Raw genomic sequence first — 24,631 nt, 5'->3', positions numbered from 1 at the left:
TACTCTTCACGCCCTTATCAGAACGTGTTGCCGAACGTGAACTGGATGCGTTCGACGAAGCGGCTGTCCTCATCCTTCTTACGGATGGGCACGGCGAAGTTGATGATCAGCGGGCCAATCGGCGCCTGCCACTGGAGCGACAGACCGGTCGATGCACGCAGTTCGCTGGCGCTGAATGCGGAGTAGTCCTTGTAGACGTTACCGACGTCAACGAACCAGGACACGCGGGCCGTGTTCACGTCCTTCAGGAAGGGCAGCGGCAGGAAGACCTGCGCGGTACCGAGCACCTTGAACGCGCCACCGATCGGCTGACCGTAGCTGTAGTAACCGCCCGAGCACGAGCCGTCCTTCGCCGGGGTCGGCGAGGTGCTTGCGCCATCGCAAAGACGGGGACCGAGCGTGTTGTCCTGGAAGCCACGTACGTCGCGCACACCGCCGCCGTAGTAGTTTTCCCAGAACGGGAAGTCGATCTTGTCGCCCTTGCGATAAATGATGTTGCCGTTGGCGTCGTAACCGTTGTTGTCGTAGGTCTGGCCGTAGGTCTTGCCGTAGCCGATCTGACCATCGAGGTACAGCACGAAGCCGCCGCCGACGGGCCAGTAATGGTTGGCTTCGCCGAAGATCTTGTAGAACTGCACGGTCGAGCCGGGCAGGGCGCCTTCCACGGATGCACTCAGCTGGCCACCGCGCGTCGGAGCCCAGTAACCGTTGCGGGTGTCATGGGTGTAACCGATGCTGCTGGTCCAGGAGTGGATCGTGCGGTTGCCGATGGCGTCCTGATAAGCCACCAGTTCACGCGGCGTGGTGACCTGCGAGTTGATGAGGTTGCTGCTGACGCCGAGGCTCGTGTTGAACGAGTCGAAGTCGGTGATCGGGAACGACAGCGTCGTCTGGAACGACTTGGTGCTGTACGTGTAGTTCGCCAGATCGGTATCGCCGTAATCGAGCTTGCTGTAGCCGACGTTGTAGCCCAGCTGCACGCCATTGTCCGTGAGGTACGGATTGACGTAGCTCGCGTTGATTCGCTTGTAGTACGAGCTGGTTTCCGCGCCCACCGAGAAGCGGTCGCCGGTGCCGAGGAAGTTGTTCTGCGACACGGACGCGCTGAGGATGATCTTGGAGTACTGCGAGTAGCCCACGCCGAACATCAGGCTGCCGGCCGACTGTTCCTCGACCTTCGCCGTCAGGTCAACCTGATCGACGGTGCCGGGCACCAGAGCCTTGTCGATGTCCACGGTCTTGAAGTAACCGAGGCGCTGCAGACGGGTCTTCGAGCGGTCAATCGCGGCCTGCGAGTACCAGCCGCCTTCCAGCTGACGCATTTCGCGACGGAGCACTTCGTCTTCCGTACGGGTGTTGCCCTGGAACACCACGCGGCGAACGTACACGCGCTTGCCCGGTTCGATGAACAGGGTGAGGTCGACGGTGCGCTTGTCCTTGTCCAGCTTCGGAATCGGCGTGACCTTGGCAAACGCGTAGCCGATGTTGGCCAGGATGCCCTTGATGGAATCCGTGCTGGCTTCGATGGCGCCGCGGTTGAAGGTCTGGCCCTTCTTGATGAAGACGAGCTTGCGCAGCGTTTCTTCCGGGAGGATCAGTTCGCCGAGCAGCTTGACGTCGGAGACGGTGTAAACCTCGCCTTCCTTCACGCTGCTGCTGATGTACATGGCGCGCTTGTCCGGGCTGATGGCAACCTGGGTCGAATCGACACCAAAGTCGGCGTAGCCGCGGTTCATGTAGTACGCGCTGAGTTTTTCCAGATCGCCGCTGAGCTTTTCGCGCGAGTACTGGTCGTCTTTCGAGTACCAGGACAGCCAGTTGGTGGTGTCGGACTCGAAGCCTTCGCGGATCGCCTTGTCGGTGAACGCCTTGTTGCCGACGATGTTGATTTCCTTGATCTTCGCGGCCTTGCCTTCGCGAATTTCAATGTCGATGGCGACGCGGTTGCGATCCAGCCTGGTGACGTGCGGATCGACCGACACGTTGTACTTGCCGCGGTTGTAGTACTGGCGGATGAGTTCCTGCTGCACGCGGTCCAGGGACAGGCGGTCGAAGGTTTCGCCTTCGGCCAGGCCGATTTCCTTCAGGCCCTTGCGCAGGTCGTCTTCCTTGATGTCCTTGTTGCCGCGAAGCGTGAGCTTGGCGATAGCGGGACGCTCAACGACCTTGATGACCAGGATGTCGCCCTGGCGGTCGACTTCCACATCGCTGAAGAACTTGGTCTGGTACAGGGCGCGGATGGCGGCCTGGACCTTCTCGTCGTTCAGCGTGTCGCCCTTTTCAATGGGCAGATAGCTGAGCACCGTGCCTTGCGCAATGCGCGTAAGGCCGTCGATACGTATGTCGGAAACAACGAACGGCTCGAAAGCCAGTGCATTCGCAGTCAGGGAGGCAAGCAAAATCAAGGCGGCGATACGCTTCATCGTCGATTCCGTTGAGTTAATTCTGGACGATGGCGGACGAGGCCATCTTCCGAAGAGGTGCCATTGCCGGGATCGTTCCCGACGATGGATGACCGCAGGCGCGCAGGCGCTTGCGGTCGGTTTGAAGCTTGCTACGCCCTGCGCCCTCGCCGGTCATGACCGGAGATGTCGCGGTTGGACAACGCAATGACGCCGAAGGTCCGTGAAATCCGAACTTTGATGTCACGAAACAAAAATTCGCTGAATGTCGTTGAAGAACGCGACGCCCATCATCGTAAACAGCAGCGCCAGACCCACATACTGGCCTGCAATCATGGTCCGCTCGCTTACCGGGCGGCCCTTGACCAACTCAATAAGGTAATACAGCAGGTGACCGCCGTCCAAGACCGGGATGGGAAGCAGGTTCAGGACGGCAAGGCTGAGCGACACTGATCCGAGGAAAGTCAGGAACCAGGCGAGGCCCCGGCCGGCCGAATCATTGGCAACCTGGGCAATGCCGATCACACCCGAAAGATTTTTCGCAGAGGCCTGGCCGGTGACCATCTTGCCGATGAGGCTGAGCGTGCCGGCAGCGGTGTTCCAGGTGGTTTGCAGGGCCGCAGTGAAGGCTTTGCCTGGCGGGTATCGCAGAATGGCCGCTTCAGGCGGCGCAGGCGCGATGCCCACGAGCCAGCGCGGCGGCTGACCCTGAACGGATTTCTTTTCTGCGATGACGGTCAGCTGTTGCTGCTTGCCAGCGCGTTCGACGACGAGAGCCATGGTCGGCGACTTCGCGGCTTCTTCCTGCACGGCCTTCGTCAGGGCTTCAAAGTCGCCCAGCGGGCGGCCGTTGACGCTGATGATGCGGTCGCCTCCCTGCACGCCAGCGCGCGCGGCGGGATCGCCCGGCGTCACGGCGCCTACAAGCGTCGTTCCGGCCTGAGCGGACAGGCCAAGCGCGGTGAGATCCTTGCTGACGTCACCACCGGAAGGGAGTTTCTGCAGGGGGAGAACCACGTCACGCTGCGTGCCATCGGTGCCTTGCACATGCAGGGGCAGAGGAGAGCGGCCGACCACGGCGTAGACCAGCGTTTCGCCGGCTTCGCTCCAGGTGGTGGTGGGATTCCCGTCGATGCTGACGATGCGATCGCCCGACACCATGCCGGCCTGTGCGGCGAGGCTGTTCGGGGCAACCGAAATGAAGGGCACGGCATCGGGGCGGCCGATCACGAACGTGGCCCAGAACGCAGCGATGGCAAAAATGAGGTTGAACACGGGACCGGCCGCCACGATGGCGATGCGCTGCCAGATCGGCTTGCCGGTGAATTCCTGCGCCCGGTCTTCAGGGGCCACGTCGCCTTCGCGGGCGTCCAGCATTTTCACGTAGCCACCCAGCGGGATGGCGGCAATCTGGTATTCGGTTCCGTCTTTGGCCACACGGCGCCACAGCGGCCGGCCAAAGCCTACCGAAAAGCGCAGTACTTTGACCCCGCAGCGGCGGGCGACCCAGTAGTGGCCAAATTCGTGGAACGTCACAAGCACGCCAAGCGTGACAAGCAACCAGAACACGGAACCGAGGATGGGGCTCATTTTCTAGGGGACGCTTCTTGAAGTATCGCGGTTCGGGTCGAGCTAGCTTAGCAGCAAGCGCGGGCCAGCACCTTGCGGGCGGCCTGACGGGCAGCTTCGTCGCGCGCAACAAGGGTCCGGACATCGACCACGGCTTCGGGCGGCAGTTCCGTAAGGACGTGCTCCACCACCTCGGCGATGGCCAGGAAAGGCAGTGCGCCGGCCAGGAAGGCATCCACCGCAACCTCGTTGGCGGCGTTGAGGATGGCCGTGGCATCGCCACCGGCCCGCAGAGCCTGGAAGGCGAGGGCGAGGCAGCGGAAGGTGTCGGTGTCGGCCGGCTCGAAAGCCAGGCTGGGCGTGCGGGTCAGGTCCAGGGGGGCGACCCCTGCCTCGATGCGCTCCGGCCATGCCAGGGCGTGGGCGATGGCGGTGCGCATGTCCGGATTGCCCAGTTGGGCCAGCACGGAGCCGTCCTGGTACTCGACCATGGAATGCACCAGGCTCTGCGGGTGCACCACCACGTCGATGGCATCGGCCGGGGCGCCAAACAGGTAATGCGCCTCGATGACTTCCAGCCCCTTGTTCATCAGGGTGGCCGAATCGACCGAGATCTTGCGTCCCATGGACCAGTTCGGGTGCGCGCAGGCCTGATCGGGCGTGATGCTGCCCAGATCGGCGCGGGTGCGGCCGCGGAACGGGCCGCCAGAGGCGGTCAGGATCAGTCGGCGCACGCCGGAAGCCCGCAGGTCGGGGCGGCCGCCCGGCAGGCACTGAAAAATGGCGTTGTGCTCGGAATCCACAGGGATCAGATCGCCGCCGCCTTCGCGCAGGGCGTCAAGCAGCAGCGCCCCGCCCATCACGATGGATTCCTTGTTCGCCAGCAGCAGGCGCTTGCCCGCGCGCGCGGCGGCGAGGGTCGACTCAAGGCCCGCGGCGCCCACGATGGCGGCGACCACGGTGTCGCACAGCGAGCCGGATGCGGCGGCTACCACGGCATCCGGGCCGGCGCCCACGTCACAGCGCACGTCGGCGGCCTTGAGGCGGCGCACCAGTTCGCCTTCCATCGCCGGGTCGGCGATGACTGCCAGGTCGGGACGAAAGCGCTGGCATAGCGCCACAAGGGCTTCAACGCTGCGATGTGCCACCAGCACGCTGGCGCGGAAGCGCTCCGGGTGTCGCGCGATGACGTCCAGGGTGCTGGTGCCGATGGAGCCGGTGGCGCCGAGGACGGCGACGTTGGTAACCATTACAGCCCCAGAATCAGTTTGCCGGCTGCAAACACGGGCAGGGCGGCGAACACGCTGTCGAGGCGGTCCAGCAGGCCGCCGTGGCCCGGGAAAAGCGTGCCTGAGTCTTTGACGTCAGCGTGGCGCTTCATCAGGCTTTCGTACAAATCGCCCGTGACCGACGCGGCGACGGTGAGTACGCCCAGTACGATGAGGCCGATCATGTGTGCGGTATCGGTGACACCGAGCAGCCAGCCACCCAGCCAGGTGAACAGGGCGCCAGCGACCACGGCGCCGTACACGCCTGCCCAGGTCTTGCCCGGGCTGACCCGCGGCGCGAGCTTGCGCTTGCCGAGGAAGCGGCCGCTGAAATAGGCGCCGGTATCGGCCACCCACACGAGCACCAGTGCGAACAGCATCCACCAGTGACCATGCGGTTCAGAGCTGTGCAGGGAGATGGCGGCGGCCAGGGTGGGCACGAGGAGCAGCACGCCTGCACCGAGCTTGAGCATGCGGTTTTCCGCACTGGGTGCTGCCGCGAAGGTGAGGTTGCGCAGCCAGAACAGCACGCCGATCCACCAGGCCACGCCCATGAAGACGAGCACGCTGAGCACGTCCGGAGTGCGGACCAGGTTCAGCGCCAGCAGCAGGGCCGCAGCCACCGCCACCACGACGCCACGGCCGTTGCGGGTACGGCAGCCTGCCAGCGCGCTCCATTCCCAGGCGGCGCCCAGGAAGGCCAGTGACGCGAAGGCGGCAAACAGCCAGGTCGGCGGCAGCAGGATCAGCGCCAGCACGAGGGGAATCAGGGAAACAGCGGTGATGACACGGGTCTTGAGCATGTAGGTCTCGGCGTCAGCTGGCGTTGGCGACCTGCTCACCGGTGCGGCCGTAGCGGCGCTCGCGGCGGGCATAGTCGTCGAGGGCCTCTGCGAGGCAGGCCTGGTCGACGTCGGGCCACAGGGTGTCGGTGAAATACAGTTCGGCGTAAGCGACCTGCCAGAGCAGGAAGTTGCTGACGCGATGTTCTCCACCGGTGCGAATGAAGAGGTCCAGCGGAGGCTGGTCGGCCAGGCAGGTATACGAGGCCAGGGTGTCTTCGGTGATCTGGCTGGCGGCAAGCTCGCCGCGGGCCACGGCCTCGGCCGCCTTGCGGGCGGCCTGGGCGATGTCCCAGCGACCGCCGTAATTGACGGCCACATTCATGTTGAGCGCGGCGTTGCCCGCCGTGCGTTCCATGGCTCCGAGCATGCGCTGGCGCAGTTCCGGGGCGAAGGCATCCAGGTCGCCGACGAAGCGGATGCGCACGCCATTGCCGTGCAATTCATCCACTTCCTTGTCCAGCGCCTTCAGGAACAGGTCCATGAGGGCGCCGACTTCGGTGGCCGGGCGGTTCCAGTTTTCGCTGGAGAACGCGAACAGCGTCAGGGATTCAATGCCGTTGCGCAGGCTGAATTCCACGGCCTCGCGCACGGCTTTCTGCCCGGCATGGTGACCAAAGCTGCGAGGGCGAAGACGTTTCTTCGCCCAGCGGCCATTGCCATCCATGACGATGGCGACATGACGCGGGACGCGCGCAGCCGGACTTGCCATGAGATGCGATGGCGCCTCAGAGCGCCATCAGCTCCTTTTCCTTTTCTTTCACGACGTCGTCCACTTCCTTCACGAACTGGTCCGTGAGTTTCTGGATGTCGTCTTCGGCGCGCTTCTGCTCGTCTTCCGTAATGGCCTTGTCCTTCAGCAGGTCCTTGACCTTCTGAATGGCATCGCGACGGACGTTGCGGATGGCGATTTTGCCGTCCTCGCCATAATGCGCGACCTTCTTGGCCAGCTCCTTGCGGCGCTCTTCGGTCGGCGGCGGGAAGTTGAGGCGGATTTCCATGCCCATGGTGGTGGGCGTGATGCCCAGATCGGACGCCATCAGGGCCTTCTCGATCGGGCCGACCATGGTCTTTTCAAACGGCTTTACCGACAGCGAGCGTGCGTCGGGCGTCGATACGTTGGCCACCTGGGCCAGCGGGGTCGGCGTGCCGTAATAGGGCACCTGGATGTTGTCGAGAATGGCGGCGTTGGCGCGACCCGTGCGGAGCGTCTTCAGCTCATGCCTGAGCGATTCGATGCTCTTGCCCATACGGGTTTTGGCATCGGTCTTGATGTCGTTGATCATGGGCGTTTTCCCGGTGGATCTGGTCAGCAGGCGAGTATAGCAGTGTGGCCGCAGCGCCTATCTCGCAGCGCGGCACGGCCGGACGGTGGGTGTGGCGGCGGTCAGCCGGCGTCCACCAGCGTGCCGACGGGCTCGCCCTTCATGATGCGCATGAGGTTGCCCGGCTCGGTCATGTCGTAGATGCGCAGGGGCAGGCGGTGGTCGCGGCACAGCGCGATGGCGGCGGTGTCCATGACTTCGAGGCGGCGCTCGATCACCTGGTTGTAGGTGAGGTGCTCGTAGCGCTCGGCATCGGCGTGGCGCTTCGGGTCCGCCGTGTACACGCCGTCGACCTTGGTGGCCTTCAGCAACAGGTCGGCGCCCACTTCCACGGCGCGCAGGGCGGCAGCGGAGTCGGTGGTGAAGAACGGGTTGCCGATACCGGCCGCGAACAGCACGACCCGACCCTTTTCGAGGTGGCGGATGGCGCGGCGGCGGATGAAGTCCTCACAGACTTCGTTGATCTTGATGGCGCTCATGGTGCGGGCTTCGCCGCCCAGCTTCTCGATGGCGTCCTGCATGGCCAGGGCGTTCATGACGGTGGCCAGCATGCCCATGTGGTCACCCGTTACGCGATCCATGCCGGCGGCCGCAAGGCCGGCGCCACGGAAAATGTTGCCGCCGCCGATGACGACGCCAACCTGCACGCCTTCACTGACGATTTCGAGGATTTCCTTGGCGAGGCGGCCGATCATCTTCGGATCAATGCCGTAGTCCTCGGTTCCCATCAGCGCTTCGCCGGAGAGCTTGAGCAGGATGCGGCGATGATTCAGCGGTGTGCTCATGGGGGATCTCCAGATTGTGTGGGCAAAACAGCAGTAGTGTAACGGCAGCGCGCCTCCCGGTCCTACCGGGGTGCGTACGGCCCTCACAAAAAGCGAAGGCCGCGATCACTCGCGGCCTTCGGGGTACTGCTGTCAGGTTGGAGAGGCTTACGCCAGGCCAGCCTGCTTCATGACTTCGGCAGCGAAGTCGTCAACGACCTTCTCGATGCCTTCGCCCACAGCCATGCGCTGCACCGAGATGAGCTCGGCACCGGCCTTCTTGAGGACTTCGGCCACCGTCACGTCACCGTCCAGCGCGTACTGCTGGCCGACGAGGGTGACTTCAGCCTTGATCTTGTTGACCTTGCCGCTGACGATCTTCTCGAGGATTTCGGCCGGCTTGGCCTTTTCCTTGTCGGTCATCTTGCTGAGCTCGATTTCCTTTTCTTTCTCAAGGAAGTCAGCCGGGATGTCCGACTCGAAGATGAACTTCGGGTTCATGGCGGCGACGTGCATCGCGATGCCGCGGGCCAGCTCTTCAGTGCCGCCCTTGAGGGCCACCAGCACGCCGATGCGGCCGCCGTGCGAGTAGTTCGCCAGCACGCCGTCGGACTCGATGCGGGCCATGCGGCGCACGTCGAACTTCTCGCCGATGACCAGGGTCAGGTCCTTGGCTGCGCCTTCCACCGTGGTGTCGCCGAGCGGGGAGGCCTTCAGCGCCTCGATGTCGGTGATGCCATCGGCGAGGGCAGCAGCGGCGGCAGCCTTCGTGAAAGCGATGAACTGGTCGTTCTTCGTGGAGAAGTCGGTTTCGCTGTTGACTTCCACCATCACGACGACGCCGTCTTTCTTGTCGACAGCGATCAGGCCTTCAGCAGCCACGCGGTCGGCCTTCTTGTCGGCCTTGGCGGCGCCGCTCTTGCGGAGGGCTTCCATGGCGGCTTCGATGTCGCCATTGCTTTCGACGAGTGCCTTCTTGCACTCCATCATGCCAACGCCCGAACGCTCACGCAGGTCTTTAACGAGGCTTGCAGTGATCTCAGCCATGTGTATTTCCTCAGAATTTGGTGGGCACCGCGGCGGATGTGCCGCGGTGCCGGATGGAACCGAAGAATCGGGGCGGGCGCTTACGCGCGGCCGCGGCCGCCTTCACGACGCGGACCTGCCGGGCCCTTCTTGGCCGGGGCGCCGCGACGGTCGCCGCGCTCGTCCTTGGCTGCCGGCTTGCCTTCTTCGTCCATTTCGACGAATTCGTCAGCATTGCCACGGGCGGCGTGCTGCGGGGCAGCAGCCTTGCCTTCCAGGATGGAGTCGGCGGCGGCGCGGGCGTACAGCTGGATCGCGCGGATGGCGTCGTCGTTACCCGGGATGGCGTAGTCGACGAGGGCCGGGTCGTAGTTGGTATCGACAACGGCGACGACCGGGATGCCGAGCTTGCGGGCTTCCTGGACGGCGATGTCTTCGTGACCGATGTCAACGATGAACAGGGCGTCCGGCAGACGGTTCATGTCCTTGATGCCGCCCAGCGAGTTCTGCAGCTTCTCGCGCTCGCGACGACGGGCCAGCACTTCGTGCTTGACCAGGCGGTCGAACGAACCGTCGGTTTCGGCGGCTTCGAGTTCCTTCAGGCGGGCAACCGACTGCTTGACCGTGCGGAAGTTGGTCAGCATGCCGCCGAGCCAGCGGGCCGTGACGAACGGCTGGTTGGCGCGGGTGGCTTCTTCGGCCAGCGACTCACGGGCGGAGCGCTTGGTGCCGACGAACAGGACCGTGCCGCCCTTCTGTGCCAGACCCGACAGGAAATTCATCGCGTCGGTGAACAGCGGAAGGGTCTTTTCGAGGTTGATGATGTGGATCTTGCCGCGGGCGCCGAAGATGTACGGAGCCATCTTGGGGTTCCAGTAACGGGTCTGGTGGCCGAAATGGACGCCGGCTTCCAGCATCTCGCGCATGGTGACTTGTGCCATGGAATTACTCCTGGGCGAACCGCGCCGAGGCGGTTCTGTGGGGGTTGGGACCTCCACGCATCCCCGGCTTCGACCCCGCCCGGTTCACTGAAGGGCGGGGCACCCCGAAGGCGGTGCCGATGCGTGTGTGGCGTTTAAAGCGATGGCCCTGACGGGGCTGATTAAGCCCTGATGAGGTTACAATCGCGCTTCGATCCTGCGTCCGGAGCCTTAAAGAAGGCGGTTGCCCGGTCAGCAAAACTCGCTAATTGTAGCCCGAGGGGCATTCTGGCGACAAGGTGGTGGAATTTGCCGCCTCTGGCCGCCATCTGTATGCCCTCCCCAGGCCGCATGGCGCCTTACCGGCAGAGAACGTTTATGGCAGTTATCCTGAAAACCCCGGAAGAAATCGAAGGCATGCGCGTTGCCGGCAAGCTGGCAGCCGAAGTGCTGGCCATGCTCGTCCCGCACGTGAAGCCGGGCGTGACCACCGAAGAACTGGACCGTCTGGCCCACGACCACATCGTCAACGTCCAGAAGGCCATTCCGGCCAACGTCGGCTACCGGGGCTTTCCGAAAACGGTCTGCACCTCGGTCAATCACGTCATCTGCCACGGTATCCCCACGGAAACCAAGGTCCTGAAGGACGGCGACATCGTCAATATCGACGTTACGGTCATCAAGGATGGCTGGCACGGCGACACCAGCCGCATGTACTTCGTGGGCACGCCCAGCGTGCTGGCCAAACGCCTGGTGGAAACCACCCACGAGGCGATGATGCGTGGCATCCAGGCCGTGCGTCCCGGCGCCACCCTTGGCGACGTTGGCGCGGCCATCCAGAAGCACGCGGAAGCGGCGGGTTTCTCCGTGGTGCGTGAGTATTGCGGCCACGGCATCGGCAAGATCTACCACGACGAGCCGCAGGTGCTGCATTACGGCCGCGCGGGCACGGGCCTGGAGCTGAAAGCCGGCATGACCTTCACGGTGGAGCCGATGATCAACGCCGGTCGCCGCGAAACCAAGGAACTCCCGGACGGCTGGACCGTGGTCACCAAGGATCACTCGCTGTCTGCCCAGTGGGAGCACACCATTGCGGTCACCGAGGATGGCTTTGAAATCCTGACCCCGTGGCCGGACGCCTCCTGACGTTATTCCTGCGCCTGTCCGCAGTTGTGCGGACAGGCGCTGTTTCACTCCCGCCCGAGCAGGCCCCGACGTGACGCTTCCGCCGCTTCCACGCCTACCTGCCGTCGTTCCCCGTTCGGGCGTGTCGCCCGACGCGCGGCGCGCATTGCGGCAGCTTCTTGGTGACATCGACCGCGATCTGAATGTCGCGTTCCGGGAGGGCGAGGACGCCAGCGCGCTGGCTCGCCGTCGCGGTGAAGCCGTGCAGCGCATCGTGGTGCACGTGTGGGGCGCCTGCCTTGGCGACATTCCTGCCGCCGCGCTGTTTGCAGTGGGGGGCTTCGGCCGCGGCCTGCTGTTTCCCTGCTCGGACGTTGACCTGCTGGCGCTGGTGGGCGAATCGTCCCCGGCGGTGTCGCGCGCGCTGGAAAGCTTCTTTGCCTGCCTGTGGGACATCGGCATGAAGCCCGGGCACGCCGTGCGCACGGTGGGTGAGTGCCGTGCGCTGGCGCAGACCGACGTGAGCGTCTTTACCAGTCTGCTGGACGCACGCCGTCTGGTGGGGCAGCCGATCCTGGAGACGGAACTGCGGGGCATCCTGGCTGACCCTGAGCTGTGGCCACCGCGTGCGTATCTTGCCGCGCGCCTTGCCGAGCGCGATGCGCGTCACGCCCGCTACGACGACACCGCCCACAATCTTGAGCCCAACATCAAGGACGGCCCCGGTGGCCTGCGCACGCTTGATTCGCTGCGCTGGCTGGGCCTGCGCCTGGCGCATGCGCCGAACTTCGACGCGATGGTGGGTGAAGGCTTGCTCGAGCCAGTGGAAGCGGCAGGATTGCTGCGCGCCGAAGAGACGCTTCGCCGTTATCGCTACGCATTGCATCTGGAAGCGGGGCGCGCGGAAGAGCGCCTGCTGTTCGATTACCAGCGCGCCATCGCCGCGCGGTTGGGGTTTGAGGACGAACATGCCAAGAATCTGGGCGTTGAACAGTTCATGCAGGGCTACTACCGCGCAGCCACGCTGATTGAACGGGTGGGCGTGCAACTGGCCGAGCGCTTCGAGGAAATGCTCGAACCCGAATCGGAACCGCAGGCGGTGGGCGCCGATTACGTCCGCTATGGCGCGCGCCTCGCATTGCGCAATCCGCATCTGTTTCAGCGTCGCCCTGCCGCACTGGTGGAAATTTTCATTGCACGGCTTGATGAGCCGGGCATCTCGGGCTTCACTGCCGAAACCATGCGTCGCATCCAGCATGCCGTATCCATTCACGGCGAAACGCTGGCCGATGAGCCGCACGTGCTGGAAGCGTTCCTTGCGCTGTTGCGCCGTGGCGCGCCGGCCGTGGAAGCGTTGTGGCGGATGAACCGGCATGGCCTGCTGGCTGCGATTCTGCCCGCGTTCGGTCGCGTCGTGGGCCGCATGCAGTACGACCTTTTCCACGTGTACACCGTGGACGAGCATACGCTGCGCGTGCTGCGCAACGTGGCGCGTTTTGCCGATCCCGGCGCGCGCCGCGATTTTCCCATTGCATGCGAAATCTGGCCGTCACTGGAAAAACCCGAACTGCTTCTGTTGGCTGCGCTGTTCCACGACATTGCCAAGGGCCGTGGCGGCGATCACTCGGTGCTGGGCGAAGAAGACGCCCGGGAATTCTGCACGCGCGTCGGGTTGGCCGATGAGGAAACCGACCTGGTAGCGTGGCTGGTGCGCTGGCATCTGCTGATGAGCACCACGGCGCAACGTCAGGACATCACCGATCCGGACGTCGTGCACCGTTTCGCCACGGTAGTGGGTGACTGGGAACGGCTGGATCATCTGTATCTGCTGACCATCGCCGACATCATCGGCACCAGTCCGAAACTGTGGAACGCATGGAAAGACCGGCTGCTGGCCGACCTGTACACCGCCACGCGTTACGCACTGCGCAGTGATCTCCAATTGCCGGCGCATGCAGGCATTCGCGTACGCGAGTGTCGCGAGCGCGCGCTGTCGATGCTGGTAGCCGATCACGTCCCCGCTGAAGAGATCGCGCGCGTCTGGGGTGAATTCCCGGATACCAGCTTTCTGCGACACCGCCCCGAGCAGATTGCCTGGCAGACGGCCGCCATCCTGCGCGCCAATGGTGAAACGCCCCTGGTTGAGGTGCATCCGTTCTCGGTGCGCGGAAGCACGGAGCTCTTCATTTACACCACAGACCGCGATGGCCTTTTCGCCACTGTGACGGCCATGCTCGACCGTCTGCGATTCTCTGTCGTTGAAGCGCGCATTCTCAGTTCCAGCAACGCAATGGCGCTGGACACCTTCCTGTTGCTGGAGGCCGACACACAGGCGCCGGCAACGTTGCAGCGCGCTGACGAGCTGCGTCTGCGCATGCAGCGTGCACTGGTGCAGACCGCCGGCCAACAGCCGGCCAAGCGCAGCCTGTCCCGTCACCTGCGTCATTTCCAGATGCCGCCTCGCATCGAGTTTGTGGAGGCGGCAGGTCGTACCCAGCTTGCGCTTGTGTGCACGGATCGCCCCGGCTTGCTGGCGGCGGTGGCGCAGGCGCTGGCCGAAGCGCAGGTGCGCGTGCATGATGCGCGCATCGCCACTTTCGGCGAACGCGTCGAAGATTTCTTTCAATTGACTGACCGTCAGAATGCGCCGCTTTCGGCCGAACGCAGGGACATCCTGCGCGAGGTCCTGCTGCGCTGGATCGGCGGCGAATCCAGGAATGTCGTACATGCAAATGCAAACCCTTGAATCCCTGATCGACGATGCGTTCGAGCGTCGCGCTGACCTGACCCAGTCGGAAATCGAAAGCAGCCTGCGCCCTGCCGTGGATCAGGTGCTGGACTTGCTTGAGTCCGGTGAGCGCCGCGTGGCAGAGCCGGACGGCAAGGGCGGCTGGACCGTCAATGCGTGGCTGAAGAAGGCCGTGTTGCTGTACTTCCGCATGAATGGCAATCGCGTGATGGACGGCGGTCCTTCGTCGGCCTTTGACAAGGTGCCGCTGCGCTTTGCCGATGGCGACGCGCTTGAGTTCGGCAACCTCGGCGCACGCGTGGTACCCGGTGCACTCGTGCGCCGTGGTGCGCACATTGCCAAAGATGCCGTGCTGATGCCGAGCTACGTCAATATCGGTGCGTTTGTTGGCGCAGGCACCATGGTCGACACGTGGGCGACGGTGGGTTCCTGCGCGCAGATCGGCGCGGGCGTGCACCTGTCCGGTGGCGTGGGTATCGGCGGCGTGCTTGAGCCGCTTCAGGCCAACCCGACCATCATTGAAGACAACTGCTTCATCGGCGCACGTTCCGAAGTGGTGGAAGGCGTGGTCGTCGAGAAGGGCAGCGTCATCGGCATGGGCGTGTTCCTCGGCCAGTCCACGCGCATCTACAACCGTGCCACGGGCGAGGTCAGCTACGGCCGCGTGCCGGCAGGCAGCGTCGTCGTGGCAGGCAACCTGCCGGCGAAGGACGGCAGCCACAGCCTGTACGCCGCCATCATCGTGAAGCAGGTGGACGAGAAGACCCGTTCCAAGACGGGCATCAACGAACTGCTGCGCAGTGGCGAGTGATCCGATGACCGAGATCTACGGCCTCGGCAACTGCGACACGTGCAAGAAGGCACGCAACTGGCTTGCCCGCTTCGAGGTGCCCCATACCTTCATCGACTACCGCGCACAGCCCGTGCCGGCAGCCACGCTGAAGGCGTGGGCGACGAAAGTGGGTGGCTGGGAAAAGCTGGTCAACAAAAGCAGCACAACCTGGCGTCAGCTGCTGCCGCAGCGCAAGGATCCGCAGAGTGATCCGGAATGGACGCTGCTGCTGAAGGAATACCCCGCGCTGATCAAGCGGCCGGTGGTTGTCACGGGCGATGAGGTGACGGTCGGTTTTACCGACAACGCCTTCAAGACCCGCTTCGGCAAGTAAGACCCGTTACCACCCTGCATGGCTGTTGCCATGCAGGGTGCCCATCCCTCAACAGGCATTTCCCCGCATGTCCGACGTTCTCGACCTCACCTGTGATCTCATCCGCCGTCGTTCCGTCACGCCGGAAGATGCCGGGTGTCTGGACGCGATATCGGCCCGGCTGGAAGTGGCGGGGTTCCGGGCAGAGCGGCTGCGTTTCGTTGATGTCGACAATCTGTGGATCACCCACGGCAGCAGCGGTCCTGTCCTCGCGTTCCTGGGGCATACCGACGTAGTGCCGCCGGGACCGGAATCGGACTGGGCAACACCGCCGTTCGAGCCGACCATCCGCGACGGTGTGCTTTACGGCCGTGGCGCGGCCGACATGAAGGGCTCGGTGGCAGCAATGGTCATCGCGCTGGAGCGCTTCGTTCGCGCGCACCCCGATCATGCCGGCACGGTCGGTCTGTTGCTGACCAGTGATGAGGAAGGCGTGGCACTGCATGGCGTGCGTCAGGTAGTGGAACACTTCGAGGCGACGGGGCAACGCATCGACGCCTGTGTCGTCGGTGAGCCGTCCGCGAAAGCGCGCCTGGGTGATCTGATTCGCGTGGGGCGGCGTGGCTCGTTGTCCGGCACCCTCAATGTTCGTGGCATTCAGGGTCATGTGGCTTATCCGGAAAAGGCACGTAATCCGATCCACGCGTTTGCGCCTGCGCTGGCTGCACTGGCGGCCGAGCGTTGGGACGAGGGGAATGCAGACTTCCCGCCCACCTCATTCCAGGTGTCGAACATCAATTCGGGCACCGGCGCCAACAACGTCATTCCCGGCGATCTGGTGGCGCTCATCAATTTCCGTTTCTCCACCGCGAGCACGGCCGACGAGCTTCGCGAGCGCTGCGAAGCGATCCTGCGCAAATACGACGTCGATTTTTCCATCGACTGGCATCTGTCTGGCCATCCGTTTCTGGCGACGCCGGGCGGCAAGCTGCGCGAGGTGGTGGTGTCGGTGTGCCGTGATCTTTGCGGCATCGATCCGGAACAAAGCACGGGTGGTGGCACGTCGGATGGTCGCTTCATCGCGCCGATGGGCGCTGAAGTGATTGAACTGGGCCCGGTGAATGCGACGATTCACAAGGTCGACGAAAGCGTGGCAGTCGATCAGCTGGAGCGCCTTCCCGATCTTTACGAAGCCATCTGCGAACGCATGCTGCGCTGACGGCTCACAGCTCCCGTCGAATTGTCCTGCTATGGCCACATGATCTTCCCCCGCAAGCTCGCTTCAGCCCGACAGGGGCTGACGCATAAGGGAAGTGGTTATGAGAGTTGTGGCATGTGCCGTGATGGCAGTAAGCATCGCGGCGGTATTGGGGCAGCCTGCGCGGGCCATGCAGCGTGATGACACCCGTGTGCCCGGCGTCACGCTGGTTACGCTGGAAGAGGGCGATGCGCCCGTTGAGATTCAGGGGCACATCACGCAGTGGCTGGACGCAGGCATGCGCATCGCGTTGACCGGGCCGTCGGCTATCGTTGCCGAGGCGGGGCCCGATGACGTGTACGCGTGGCCGTCCACCAATACGATTGTGCTTGACCCCGGAGCGGGACTTGGCGTCTTCGGTTTTGAAGCGAGTGACGACGCGCACCGGCTCGCGGTGTTGCGTGCCTGGAAGTGGGCGCACGAGGGCGCTGATGCTTCTGCACCTGTCCGTCCTCAGGCCCGTGCAGCTGAGGAGCTTTCGCCGCGTATCCGCAATGTGGCCTTCGACCTCTCAGGCACATCGCCTGCGTCGGTGTGCCAGTCATTCCGGCGCAAGATGGCAGCACAGATTCTGTCATCGGCGGCCTCACCCGCTTCAGCGGCACTGGCTGAGAAAAGGGCTTTTCGTCACGAAATGCGCCGCTGGTGTCAGTACGGCAATCTGTCGTTGCATCAGTCGAGTTCGCCTGACGCGGCCATTCCGCCTTATCAGTTCACCAACGAACCGCTGCTCACGATCGCGACTGAATGGTCATTGATGCGCAGCGAGGACCCCGTGGATCCGGAAAAGGCGAGCTACTTTTTCTGGGCGAAGACCATGGGGCGGGGCGCTGGCAATGGCTTCACCCGCCGGAGCGGCAGCGAGGCCTATTACGACCATGTGTACGGAGGCATTTTCCGTCTGATGGACGTCGCCATTCACAGCGGGTGGGGGCCTCTGGCTCACGATGAATTGCTGACAGCATGGCCGCTCAATTCGTCGTTTCCCGATACCGGGAATACGCACGTGTTCGACTGCGACAAGCCCGACGAGCCGAGATTGTTCGGATGTCCAAGAGCCCTGCGCTTGCATACGCTGTATCCCGCCGACTCGGTGGATGGCACAGTGACCGTGTCTCTCGCAGAGCGGTTCATTGTGGGTGGCAGCGCGCAGGCGGGTGTATCGGTAGACAACACAGGCAAGGTGACGCCCAGCTTTGTGTTCAACCTCAACCTGGCGCAAACACGCACTGATACCGCGCAAACGCAGATGCAACTGTTGCAGACGCACTCCAACGCAGACACCGTCCATTACCGCACCACGCGCTGGACGCCGGATGTTCCTGCGATTTACCGCTGGATCGCATCACGCGGTCACAGGGGCAACCTCAGTCAGGCCACTCCGCTGGCAGCCACGCTCAATCCGAATTACGAGATCGTGTGGGAGTTGCCGGTGGAGGAGAATGCGGGACTTCGTTTCAGTTACAACATCCTGTACGAAGTGGGCTGGAACACCTGCTTCGACGGCCCCAACTGTGCCACGCACGTGCAGCCGCCAGATCAGTCGCTGTCACCGAAGGCACGCGTGTTGTGGAAGGACTTCATGTCGTTTCGCATGCCGCTGATCTGAACGGCGGCGTTACTCGTTCTTCCTGAATACGGAGAAGATGCCAGCGTACGGCTTGGTCATGAAGGCCGGCGCGCCGGCATAGCCGTCTTCAGCGGTGTATGCCTCAGAGATGGTGCCGTCCAGGAATAACGCATCGCGACATCCGATTTCGTCGCGGAACAGCCGCGCGAATCCGTGAAAATTCACGGGCGCGCGGCTGACCACGAAGACGACTTCGTTCGGAGTCTTTGCACACACGCCGCTGCGCCATTTCACGCTGTCCGAATCGTTGTCGAACTGCGGGTTGATCTGTCCGTCAATGACGAGCATGGGGCCGGACTGCGTTGCGATGCGCGGCTTGCTGCCCAGCGCACGGAAGGCTTCGCTGGTCAGCACCTGGGCGCGACCGTCGTCGTAGATGGCAAACACGCCATTGGGCAGCAGCGAGAAATTGCCCGAGCGGGGATTGCCATGCGCAAGGTTCAGGGGCACCAGCGTTTTGCCTTCCTCCACATACAGGCCCAGCGGCGCGTACTGGCGGTCGTAGATACCTGCATTGGTGGCGAACGCCAGCGAACGGCCATTTGCCTCACCCCAAAGTCGCAGGGCATCAATGGTGCCGAAGGGCTGCTGGGTGTCCGGATTGCGCCAGTGCAGCTCGATGGTTTCGCGTCGGGTGTCTACCGAGACCACCCGGTAGGACTGGTTCTCGAAGGTGACGTCGCGGCTGTCCACCGCGTCGGCCGTACGTGAGCAAACCAGTGAGACCACGACGGAGAAGGCCACCAGTAAAGGTAGTCCGAGCCGGCGCATGGGAGTGGGGAGGGGGAGCGCATGGGGCATCCTCCGATGGTCGCTGCCCGGGTGTGCCGAGTGCAAGGGTCCGGCGAGTGATTGTGTCGCGTAAACTGTCGGTCTTTATCTCGCGTTGCAATAAGCCATGCCCTATACGCCTATTGTCGCCACCCTCGGTTACGTCATGTCGCCTGACGGCCGCCAGGTTTTGATGGTCCATCGCAATGCGCGCAAGGACGATCAGCACCTGGGCAAATACAACGGCCTGGGCGGCAAGATGGAGCCGCATGAGGACATCGCGGCCTGCATGCGCCGGGAAATCCGTGAGGAAGCGGGCATCGAATGCCTGGACATGCGCCTGCGCGGCACGCTGAACTGGCCGGGCTTCGGCAAGCAAGGCGAAGACTGGCTGGGCTTCATCTTCGTGATCGACCGCTTTGAAGGTACGCCGCACTCGGAAAATCCGGAGGGCGCGCTGGAGTGGGTGCCGCTGGACGGCCTGGACGCCTTGCCGATGTGGGAAGGCGACCGCCATTTTCTGCCACTGGTGTTCGACAACGACCCCCGGCCGTTCCATGGCGTGATGCCGTACAGCGAGGGCCGCATGGTGTCGTGGTCGTATTCGCGGGTATAGAGCGCCGAAGGTCGTGATTCCGGCGCTTGCCCCGTCAGCTCACCGCCAGCTCAATGCCCCGCACGGCGGTGGCCACCATCAGGTCGATGTCTGCCTCCGTCACCACATACGGCGGCATGAAGTACACGATGTTGCCCAGCGGCCGCAGCAGCACGCCCTGTTCCAGGCCGTGACGATAGACGCGCAAACCGCGCCGTTCGTGAGCGGCGAAGGGCTGGCGCGTGCGTTTGTCGGCCACCAGCTCGATGGCGGCGATCATGCCGGTCTGGCGCACATCGGCCACATTCGGGTGGTCACGCAGCGGCGCAATGCGCGTGGCCAGGTGGGCCGCCAGCTGACGGTTCCGTTCCAGTACCGGCTGCTCACGGAAGATCGACAGCGTGGCTACCGCCGCACTACAGGCCAGCGGATTGCCTGTATAGCTATGTGAATGCAGGAATGCCTTGCCGCTGGCGTACTCGGCATAGAACGCCTCGTACACATCCTGCGTGGTCACCACCGCCGACAGCGGCAGGAAACCACCGGTCAGCCCTTTTGAGAGGCACATGAAGTCGGGGCTGATCGAGGCCTGCTCGCAAGCGAACAGCGTGCCTGTGCGGCCAAAGCCCACGGCGATTTCATCGGCGATCAAGTGAACTTCGAACTCGTCGCAAAGCGCGCGCAGGCCCGTGAGATAGCCGGGGTCATACATGCGCATGCCGCCCGCGCACTGGACCAGCGGTTCCACGATCACGGCACAGGTTTCGTGTGCGTGACGCTCCAGCAGTGCGCGCATGTCGGCCAGGCGACGGGTCGCGGTCTGGGCCGGGGTTTCGCCCGGTTCACCCTCGTAGGCATCCGGGGAGGGCGCCAGTTCAGGTGTCAGCAGCAGGGGCGCGTACGTTTTGCGATACAGCGCCACGTCGCTGACTGAGAGCGCCCCCAGGGTTTCACCGTGATAGCTGCCGGTCAGGGCAATGAAGCGGGTTTTCTCGCCGTGGCCCTGATTCAGCCAGTAGTGGAAGCTCATCTTCAGCGCCACTTCGATGGCGGCGGAGCCGTTGTCTGCCAGAAACACCCGCTCCAGGCCGGGCGGCGTGATGCGGACCAGTTCCTCGGCCAGCTCGATGGCCGGCTGGTGGGTGAAGCCGGCGAAGATCACATGCTCCAGCGTGTCGACCTGCTGCTTGATGGCCCCGGCGATCTGCGGATGGCTGTGGCCGAAGAGGTTGGTCCACCAGGAACTCACGGCATCGAGGTAGCGGCGGCCATCAGCGTCAACCAGCCACGCCCCCTCGCCGCGAACCACAGGTACCATGGGAAGGCTTTCGTGGTCGTGCATCTGTGTGCAAGGGTGCCAGAGCACGTTGAGGTCGCGCGCGGCAAGCGCGGCACTGGATGTGGGCGGAACGAGGAATGCGTCGGTCATCGGCCAATGATCGGTCCCCCGCCCATCGGACTCAAGCGAGATGAGAGGTACTCGGGTTTGAAGTGGATTCGCTGGGTCGTTGTCATCGTGTTGTTCCTGTGTGTGACGCTGGGCCTTCTGTACTGGTTCCTGCCCGCGTCACTGGCGGTGGGATTGCTGGGGTCGCGCCTGCACGGAATGACGTTCTCCGGCGTGTCCGGCTCGCTGTGGAAAGGTCATGCGCAAAGCATTGTTCTGCCCGACGGCGTGGCGCTGGGCGCTGCCGACTGGGAACTGGGCCGCGACGTGGTGCTTGGTCGCACCCACCTGGTGCTGCATATCGAGGGCCCCTCGGGCCGCTTTGATGGCCGCTACGATCAGGTCACGGCGGATTCCCGTGCCTGGCACGATGTGTCCTTCGACATGGACGCCGCCGTGCTGACGCCCGCCATGGGCGACCTGCGTCCCCGCGGCAGGCTGTCAGGCAACGTGCCCGAAGCGCTGATGCAGGGCAGCTGGCCCATGACGATGCGCGCCAACCTTCACTGGGCCGATGCCTCGGTGGGTACGCCCGAGGGGCAGGTGATGCTGGGCCGCCTGGATCTGGACGCCAGCAGTGCGGCAGGCGTGGTGAAGGCCACCCTCGGCGACGACGGCAACGGCTCGGTGCAGATACGGGGCGCCATGATGGCTTCGCCCATCGGCTGGCGCGGGCAGTTGACCCTGAAACCGCGCATTGCCGACACGGCCACGCGCCACTTCATTGCACGCTATGGCGTTCCCGGCGCCGACGGCACCGTACACATTCAACGCAAGGCGGGCCTCGCGCCTGCGGAGATGCCATGACCCCCGATTCCGCTCTTCTGGACCGCGCTCTGCTCGCCGCACGCGTTGCAGCCGATGCCGCCGGCAACATCATTCGTCATTACTGGCGCTCGGGCGTGGAGGTCGTGACCAAAAGTGACGACACGCCAGTGACCGTGGCCGACCGCGAGGCCGAACTGGCCATTCGGGACATCCTCACCGAAGCGCTGCCGGAGGCTGGCATCTACGGCGAAGAATTTGGCGTTGACGGTGGCGACCGTGAATTCCTCTGGCTGGTGGACCCGCTGGACGGCACCAAGAGCTTCGTGCGTCGCACGCCGTTCTTCTCCACGCAGATTGCGCTGATGTGGCGCGGTGAGCTGGTGCTGGGTGTGTCGTCAGCGCCGGTCTACGGCGAAACGATGTGGGCTGTGCGCGGCGGCGGCGCCTATCTGGACGGCGAGCGCGTGCGCGTGGCCGATACCACGCAGATGGCGCAGGCCTCCGTGTCCACGGGCAACGTGAAAACGATGACCGGTGATGCGCGCTGGGCAGCGCTGGGCCAGTTGATCCGGGACAGCAACCGCATTCGCGGCTACGGTGATTTTTGCCACTACCACCTGCTGGCGCGCGGCGCGCTGGATCTGGTGATCGAATCGGACGTCAACATTCTGGACATCGCGGCGCTGGCTGTCATCGTGAATGAGGCCGGCGGCGTGTTCACCGATCTGAACGGCCAGGCGCCCGGGCTGGAGACGCGCAGCGTGCTCGCCTCCGTACCCGGCCTTCACGCCGAAGCCCTTCGCCGCTTTTCCAGCGCTACAATCAGCCGATGAACGAACGCCCGACGATCCTCGCCACGCGCGACGCCACCGATAGCCACTTCCTTCATGTCGAGCAGGTGGATCTGCGCTTCTCCAACGGAGAACTGCGCACCTACGAGCGCCTGAAGGGCGGCGGCCTGGGTGCCGTCATCATCGTGCCCATGCGCGATCCCGATACCGTGCTGCTCGTGCGCGAGTACGGCGTGGGCGTCGACCGCTACGAACTGGGCTTGCCCAAGGGCCGCCTGGATCAGGACGAAACAGCCGAGCAGGGCGCCAACCGCGAACTGAAGGAAGAAGTGGGGTTTGGCGCGCGCAAGCTCCGGATTCTGGGCACGCTGTCGTTGTCGCCGTCCTACATGACCCATATGGCGCACGTGGTACTGGCACAGGATCTCTACCCGGAGCGCCTCGAAGGCGACGAGCCCGAGCAACTGGACGTGGTGCCCTGGCGTCTGGATGCGCTGCACGAATTGCTGGCGCGCGACGATGTCACCGAGGGGCGCTCCATCGCGGCCCTCTTCATGGCGCGCGAGTATCTCGCCGGCCGCTACCATCCCGCGTGAGCACGTTCGCCTCGGCTGATCTGCTTACCCACGTCGCCATGCTCGCGCGTCGGGCAGGCGATGCGATCCTTGAGATCTACGCCGAGGACTTCGAGGTCATCCGCAAGGCGGATGAATCGCCGGTCACTGCGGCCGATCTCGCGGCCCAGCGGGTCATCGCCGAAGGGCTGGCCAGGCTCACGCCGGGCGTTCCCCTGATATCCGAAGAAGCCGCCGCCGCCCCCTGGGCCGAGCGCAGCACGTGGCGACGGTACTGGCTGGTGGATCCGCTGGATGGCACGCGCGAGTTCGTGAAGCGCAATGGCGAATTCACGGTCAACATTGCACTGATCGAAGATCACCGGCCGGTGCTTGGTGTGGTGTCGGCACCGGTCACCGGTGACTTGTATGCCGGCCTGCATGGCCAGGGCGCCTGGCGCCAGCGCGACGAAGGCGCTGTGCGCGAGCCGATTCATGCCCGCACGCCACCGGAAACCATGCGCGTCACGGGCAGCCGCTCTCACGGCAATGCCCGCATGGCCACGCTGCTTGAGCGCCTTGGGCCGCACGAAACCTTCGCGCTGGGCTCGTCGCTGAAGTTCTGCATCATTGCACGTGGTGACGCTGACCTGTATCTGCGGTTGGGTGCCACGTCCGAGTGGGATACGGCAGCGGCGCAATGCGTGCTGGAAGAGGCGGGTGGTGCAGTGCTTGACCTTGCCGGCCGGCCCTTCCGGTACAACACGCGCGATTCACTTATCAATCCTGAATTCATCGCTTGCGGCGATCCACGCACCGACTGGGCCGCGAGACTCATCGACCCCTGAAGGCAACCATGGCCACCGATACACGCCGCAACATCGACGATCTGATCGCCATCATGGCGCGCCTTCGTGATCCGGTGAACGGATGTCCGTGGGACCTGAAGCAAACCTTCGAAACCATCGCGCCTTACACCATCGAGGAAGCGTACGAGGTGGCCGATGCCATCGACCGTGCGGATCACGATGACCTGCGTGATGAGCTCGGTGATCTGCTGTTGCAGGTGGTGTTGCAATCGCGCATTGCCGAAGAAGCCGGGCTTTTCGATTTCGATGAAGTGGCCGGTGGCATTCGCGACAAGATGGTGAGGCGTCATCCGCACATCTTCGCCGATGCAACCTATGGGGATCTCACCGAGCAGATGGTCGATTGGGAACGCCTGAAGGCGGACGAGCGCGCGGCGCGGGGTGAGACAGATACCAGTGCGCTCGCAGGTATCCCGCGCGGGTTGCCCGAATGGCAGCGCGCCACCAAGTTGCAGAAGCGTGCGGCGAATCAGGGCTTCGACTGGCCCGACCATCGTCCGGTGCTGGACAAGTTGCTTGAGGAAGCGGAAGAAGTGCGCGCCGAATTCGATGCCGGTGCGGATGTAGAGCGGCTTACGGATGAAATCGGCGACGTGCTTTTTGTCGTCGCCAATCTGGCACGTCACGCAAAGGTGGATGTGTCGCGCGCCATGCGTTCGGCCAATGCGAAATTTGAACGCCGCTTCCGCGCGATGGAGGCCATCGCTGCGGCCGAAGGTCGAGAGTTGAAGTCGTACTCGCTGGAAGAGCAGGAAGCGCTCTGGATGCGGGTCAAGCGCGACGCGCTCTGACGTCAGGCAAAGAGAAGGCGCG

23 protein-coding genes are annotated in these 24,631 nt (G+C 64.0%); 12 read left to right on the top strand and 11 right to left on the bottom strand.

The features are described from left to right. Positions 1–17: 17 nt before the first annotated feature. From bamA to rpsB, 9 genes are all read right to left on the bottom strand, one after another. Entirely contained in the window at positions 18–2,423 is a 2,406-nt protein-coding gene (gene bamA / locus FHW69_RS01725; RefSeq protein WP_183421291.1) for an outer membrane protein assembly factor BamA, read from the bottom strand. Positions 2,424–2,645: 222 nt separating this feature from the next. Beyond that, the gene (gene rseP, locus FHW69_RS01720; RefSeq protein ID WP_183421290.1) at positions 2,646–3,992 is read right to left on the bottom strand and encodes an RIP metalloprotease RseP; all 1,347 of its coding nucleotides are present in this window, start codon (positions 3,990–3,992) and stop codon (positions 2,646–2,648) included. A gap of 47 nt (positions 3,993–4,039) precedes the next feature. Continuing rightward, a complete protein-coding gene (locus FHW69_RS01715; protein WP_183421289.1) occupies positions 4,040–5,221 on the bottom strand; it encodes a 1-deoxy-D-xylulose-5-phosphate reductoisomerase in 1,182 nt (393 codons plus the stop codon). Further along, on the bottom strand, positions 5,221–6,042 hold the full coding sequence (locus FHW69_RS01710) for a phosphatidate cytidylyltransferase (RefSeq protein ID WP_183421288.1): 822 nt from the start codon (positions 6,040–6,042) through the stop codon (positions 5,221–5,223). Before FHW69_RS01710 ends, FHW69_RS01715 begins: the two co-directional genes overlap by 1 nt. Positions 6,043–6,055: 13 nt before the next feature. Beyond that, entirely contained in the window at positions 6,056–6,793 is a 738-nt protein-coding gene (uppS, locus tag FHW69_RS01705) for a polyprenyl diphosphate synthase (RefSeq protein ID WP_183421287.1), read from the bottom strand. A 16-nt stretch (positions 6,794–6,809) separates the two neighbouring features. Continuing rightward, positions 6,810–7,367, bottom strand: a complete 558-nt coding sequence (frr, locus tag FHW69_RS01700; protein ID WP_183421286.1) for a ribosome recycling factor — start codon at positions 7,365–7,367, stop codon at positions 6,810–6,812. Between the two features lie 101 nt (positions 7,368–7,468). Next, on the bottom strand, positions 7,469–8,191 hold the full coding sequence (gene pyrH, locus FHW69_RS01695; RefSeq protein ID WP_183421285.1) for a UMP kinase: 723 nt from the start codon (positions 8,189–8,191) through the stop codon (positions 7,469–7,471). 147 nt (positions 8,192–8,338) lie between these two features. Continuing rightward, entirely contained in the window at positions 8,339–9,217 is an 879-nt protein-coding gene (gene tsf / locus FHW69_RS01690; RefSeq protein ID WP_183421284.1) for a translation elongation factor Ts, read from the bottom strand. Positions 9,218–9,297: 80 nt separating this feature from the next. Further along, a complete protein-coding gene (rpsB, locus tag FHW69_RS01685; protein ID WP_183421283.1) occupies positions 9,298–10,137 on the bottom strand; it encodes a 30S ribosomal protein S2 in 840 nt (279 codons plus the stop codon). A gap of 357 nt (positions 10,138–10,494) precedes the next feature. Between rpsB and map the strand changes: the two genes are divergently transcribed. The 6 genes from map (at position 10,495) to FHW69_RS01655 (ending at position 18,002) form a co-directional block, all read left to right on the top strand. Continuing rightward, the gene (gene map / locus FHW69_RS01680) at positions 10,495–11,262 is read left to right on the top strand and encodes a type I methionyl aminopeptidase (RefSeq protein ID WP_183421282.1); all 768 of its coding nucleotides are present in this window, start codon (positions 10,495–10,497) and stop codon (positions 11,260–11,262) included. Between the two features lie 70 nt (positions 11,263–11,332). Then, complete coding sequence (gene glnD, locus FHW69_RS01675) at positions 11,333–13,987, top strand: [protein-PII] uridylyltransferase (protein WP_183421281.1); 2,655 nt, start codon at positions 11,333–11,335, stop codon at positions 13,985–13,987. Continuing rightward, positions 13,974–14,801 carry a 2,3,4,5-tetrahydropyridine-2,6-dicarboxylate N-succinyltransferase gene (gene dapD / locus FHW69_RS01670; RefSeq protein WP_183422230.1) on the top strand — a complete coding sequence of 276 codons (828 nt, stop codon included), beginning with the start codon at positions 13,974–13,976 and terminating at the stop codon, positions 14,799–14,801. Before glnD ends, dapD begins: the two co-directional genes overlap by 14 nt. Before the next feature lie 4 nt (positions 14,802–14,805). After that, complete coding sequence (locus FHW69_RS01665; RefSeq protein ID WP_183421280.1) at positions 14,806–15,156, top strand: Spx/MgsR family RNA polymerase-binding regulatory protein; 351 nt, start codon at positions 14,806–14,808, stop codon at positions 15,154–15,156. A 67-nt stretch (positions 15,157–15,223) separates the two neighbouring features. After that, on the top strand, positions 15,224–16,354 hold the full coding sequence (gene dapE / locus FHW69_RS01660; protein ID WP_183421279.1) for a succinyl-diaminopimelate desuccinylase: 1,131 nt from the start codon (positions 15,224–15,226) through the stop codon (positions 16,352–16,354). Positions 16,355–16,454: 100 nt separating this feature from the next. Further along, positions 16,455–18,002, top strand: coding sequence for a hypothetical protein (locus FHW69_RS01655; protein ID WP_183421278.1), 1,548 nt, complete (start codon positions 16,455–16,457; stop codon positions 18,000–18,002). 9 nt (positions 18,003–18,011) lie between these two features. Here the strand turns inward: FHW69_RS01655 and FHW69_RS01650 are convergent, their stop codons facing one another. Beyond that, positions 18,012–18,794 (bottom strand): phosphodiester glycosidase family protein, encoded by a 783-nt coding sequence (locus FHW69_RS01650; protein ID WP_183422229.1) that lies wholly within the window; start codon positions 18,792–18,794, stop codon positions 18,012–18,014. A 127-nt stretch (positions 18,795–18,921) separates the two neighbouring features. Here FHW69_RS01650 and FHW69_RS01645 point away from each other — a divergent pair, with 127 nt between their 5' ends. Beyond that, positions 18,922–19,410, top strand: a complete 489-nt coding sequence (locus FHW69_RS01645) for an 8-oxo-dGTP diphosphatase (protein ID WP_183421277.1) — start codon at positions 18,922–18,924, stop codon at positions 19,408–19,410. Between the two features lie 34 nt (positions 19,411–19,444). Here FHW69_RS01645 and FHW69_RS01640 read toward each other — a convergent pair whose 3' ends face one another. Beyond that, the gene (locus tag FHW69_RS01640) at positions 19,445–20,818 is read right to left on the bottom strand and encodes an adenosylmethionine--8-amino-7-oxononanoate transaminase (protein ID WP_183421276.1); all 1,374 of its coding nucleotides are present in this window, start codon (positions 20,816–20,818) and stop codon (positions 19,445–19,447) included. Positions 20,819–20,875: 57 nt separating this feature from the next. Here FHW69_RS01640 and gspN point away from each other — a divergent pair, with 57 nt between their 5' ends. The 5 genes from gspN to mazG are packed head-to-tail and all read left to right on the top strand — an operon-like array spanning position 20,876 to position 24,609. Next, on the top strand, positions 20,876–21,643 hold the full coding sequence (gene gspN, locus FHW69_RS01635; RefSeq protein WP_183421275.1) for a type II secretion system protein N: 768 nt from the start codon (positions 20,876–20,878) through the stop codon (positions 21,641–21,643). Further along, on the top strand, positions 21,640–22,437 hold the full coding sequence (locus FHW69_RS01630; RefSeq protein WP_183421274.1) for an inositol monophosphatase family protein: 798 nt from the start codon (positions 21,640–21,642) through the stop codon (positions 22,435–22,437). Before gspN ends, FHW69_RS01630 begins: the two co-directional genes overlap by 4 nt. Next, entirely contained in the window at positions 22,434–22,991 is a 558-nt protein-coding gene (gene nudE / locus FHW69_RS01625) for an ADP compounds hydrolase NudE (protein ID WP_183421273.1), read from the top strand. Before FHW69_RS01630 ends, nudE begins: the two co-directional genes overlap by 4 nt. After that, positions 22,988–23,797 (top strand): 3'(2'),5'-bisphosphate nucleotidase CysQ, encoded by an 810-nt coding sequence (gene cysQ / locus FHW69_RS01620; RefSeq protein ID WP_183421272.1) that lies wholly within the window; start codon positions 22,988–22,990, stop codon positions 23,795–23,797. Before nudE ends, cysQ begins: the two co-directional genes overlap by 4 nt. Before the next feature lie 8 nt (positions 23,798–23,805). Continuing rightward, positions 23,806–24,609, top strand: a complete 804-nt coding sequence (gene mazG, locus FHW69_RS01615; RefSeq protein WP_183421271.1) for a nucleoside triphosphate pyrophosphohydrolase — start codon at positions 23,806–23,808, stop codon at positions 24,607–24,609. Positions 24,610–24,631: the final 22 nt, after the last annotated feature.

The organism is Luteibacter sp. Sphag1AF (assembly GCF_014192715.1).
Lineage (GTDB): Bacteria > Pseudomonadota > Gammaproteobacteria > Xanthomonadales > Rhodanobacteraceae > Luteibacter.
This window is presented reverse-complemented; position numbering and strand designations above follow the sequence as displayed.